General features: G+C 43.9%; 4 protein-coding genes. All 4 read left to right on the top strand.

The window, feature by feature from the left end; genetic code table 11:
- Positions 1-72: 72 nt before the first annotated feature.
- From nudF to yqiA, 4 genes are read left to right on the top strand one after another with little or no spacing between them, the layout of a single operon-like run.
- Complete coding sequence (gene nudF / locus AACT21_RS08755; RefSeq protein WP_094163686.1) at positions 73-702, top strand: ADP-ribose diphosphatase; 630 nt, start codon at positions 73-75, stop codon at positions 700-702.
- Entirely contained in the window at positions 690-1,124 is a 435-nt protein-coding gene (locus AACT21_RS08760; RefSeq protein ID WP_017042669.1) for a DUF1249 family protein, read from the top strand. Before nudF ends, AACT21_RS08760 begins: the two co-directional genes overlap by 13 nt.
- A gap of 47 nt (positions 1,125-1,171) precedes the next feature.
- Positions 1,172-1,993 (top strand): 3',5'-cyclic-AMP phosphodiesterase, encoded by an 822-nt coding sequence (cpdA, locus tag AACT21_RS08765; protein ID WP_094163688.1) that lies wholly within the window; start codon positions 1,172-1,174, stop codon positions 1,991-1,993.
- Positions 1,983-2,579: an esterase YqiA gene (gene yqiA, locus AACT21_RS08770; protein ID WP_013856059.1), complete on the top strand. Its 597-nt coding sequence runs from the start codon at positions 1,983-1,985 to the stop codon at positions 2,577-2,579. The genes cpdA and yqiA overlap by 11 nt, the downstream gene beginning before the upstream one ends.
- Positions 2,580-2,669: the final 90 nt, after the last annotated feature.

Genomic DNA, 2,669 nt, shown 5'->3' on the forward strand with positions numbered 1-2,669 from the left:
AAGTTGAGCAATATCCTTGGTGATGGATGAATTCCATGATTAAACTATGAGATTCACTGAGCGAGGTTTCAAATGCAGCAGTCTGACAAACAGTACAACATTTTTACGCCCCAAGATGTGGACGTCATTTCAAAAGAAACACTGTTCCAAGGTTTTTTCCGCATGGTGAAATACCGCTTTAAACACAAGTTGTTTGAAGGTGGATGGAGTGAGGTGATTGAAAGAGAAATGTTTGAAAGAGGTCATGCTGCGGCTATGCTTCCTTATGATCCTGCGCGTGATGAAGTCGTGATTATAGAGCAAATTCGAGTTGGAGCACTAGAGCACGCCCATCCTTGGCAACTGGAGATTGTTGCTGGAGTCATCGACCCTGATGAAACGTCCGAGCAGGTTATTCGTCGAGAGGCGATGGAAGAGGCGGGAATTGAAGTGAACCGAATCGAAAAAATTAGCTCTTATTATCCATCATCTGGCGGATGCTCTGAATTACTCGATGTCTTTGTTGGTGAAATCGATGCAACGCAAGCTAAAGGCGTACATGGGCTTGACTATGAAGGTGAAGACATCAAAGTTCATGTCATGAGCCGTGAAGAGGCTTACCGCTTAGTGAAAAACGGCCAAATTGAGAATGGTGCCTCAATTATCGCTTTACAATGGTTAGAGCTAAACTATCAACAGTTACAATTGCAATGGCAGAATTAGCATTGAAAAAACCGTATCACGTTGATTTATCGGAATTAATGCGTGTGTACGAAACTAACTACGCGAAATTGAACGCTTTGTTACCAAGTCAGCCGAGCGTGGGTGACTTACGCTGTTATCAGGCTGCTCAAATGACCTATCAATTACAAGTGCTAGAGGTCACAAAGTACACAACTTTAGTGGAGATTTGTCAGAGTGATGACGTTTCAGTATTTCCATTACCGTCGATGTCTGTCAGGCTTTACCACGATGCACGTGTTTCCGAAGTGTGTGCAAGTGCGCGGATAAATCAGATCAAAGCTCGCTATGATTACCCGAATGAACAAATGATGCAAAAAGATGAGAAAGCGCAAATCAATCGCTTTTTAGGCGATTGGCTTACTTTCTGTTTAAAGCACGGGATTAGTCGAGCTCCAATTTAGTCTTCGTCATAGATGAAAATTAGTCATTCAATTTGGATTAATAAATTTTGAACGTGTCGCCAACTCTAGACAATTCAGACAGCATCAAGCTGCTACAAATTACCGATACGCATCTGTTTGCGCCGGATGATGGCAGCCTGTTGAGTGTTAATACGGTAGATAGCTTTCATGCTGTTGTGGCAGAGATCTGCGCGCAAAATGTTGAATTTGATGCAATTCTGGCTACGGGCGACATCTCGCAAGATCATAGTGCTGAGTCTTATCTTCGTTTCTCTCGTGGTATTTCTTCATTAGAAAAAACTTGTTTTTGGCTTCCCGGTAATCACGACTTTAAACCCAATATGGGCGCCGTATTCCCGTCAGAGCAGATTCAACAGTCGGAGCATGTATTACTCGGTGAACACTGGCAGATGGTGATGCTCGATTCTCAAGTGGTGGGCGTACCGCACGGACGGCTGAGCGATCAACAATTGGCTTTACTTGACGAAAAATTATCGACGCACCATCAGCGACACACCTTGATTGTGCTGCATCATCATCCTCTATTGGTGGGGAGCGCCTGGCTCGATCAACATAGCCTTAAAGACAGCGATGCTTTTTGGAATATCGTCACGCAACATCGCAATGTGAAAGCCGTCCTGTGTGGTCATGTTCATCAAAATATGGATAAACTCCATCACGGTGTCCGAGTGATGGCCACTCCCTCGACCTGTGTACAATTTAAGCCCAATTCAGATGATTTTGCTTTGGATCGCACTTCCCCAGGATGGCGTGAATTGACGCTATCTGCTGATGGTCAAATAGAAACTCAAGTCAAACGTTTAGCTAACGGCGCATTCCAACCGGATTTTAACGCTAATGGATACTGAGATGCCTACTCGTCAACCTATGCTGCTTTATATTCACGGCTTTAATAGCTCGCCGCTGTCGCACAAAGCACAAGTGATGGTGAAGTATTGCCAAATGCAGCGTCCTGATATCAAAGTGATGGTGCCTAAGTTACCCAGTTTTCCCGCGCAAGCTGCGGAATATCTACTTGATCTTATTCATCAACATCAAGATCAATATCGTATTGCGCTGGTGGGGAGTTCATTAGGCGGGTATTTGTCTATTTGGTTAAACCATTTGTTTGGTTTTCGTGCCGTGGTGATAAACCCAGCAATCAAACCGTATGAATTATTGGTCAATTTTTTAGGCGAACAAGTCAACCCCTACACGCAAGAGCACTATCGGCTAGAGGCGAAACATATTGAAGAGCTCAAAGCATTAGAGGTTAAAATTAATGACGTCACGTCATTTTGGTTGTTGCAACAAATGGGTGATGAAGTCTTAGATTACCGTCAAGCCGTCGCTAAATTGGCGGGAGCAAAACAGACGGTTGAATTTGGCGGCGATCATAGTTTTGTGAACTTTGAGCGATATCCGCGACAAATCATCGAATTCCTAGATCTCTGACCGATTCATTGAGGGGGGAGTCATAATTTTACCTGTAACTTACTTATCTCGCTTGACATAAGCAAGGCTCTTCCAGACTATGTTCTATCT

Source organism: Vibrio sp. V08_P9A1T1, assembly GCF_963874405.1.
GTDB classification, from domain to species: domain Bacteria; phylum Pseudomonadota; class Gammaproteobacteria; order Enterobacterales; family Vibrionaceae; genus Vibrio; species Vibrio anguillarum.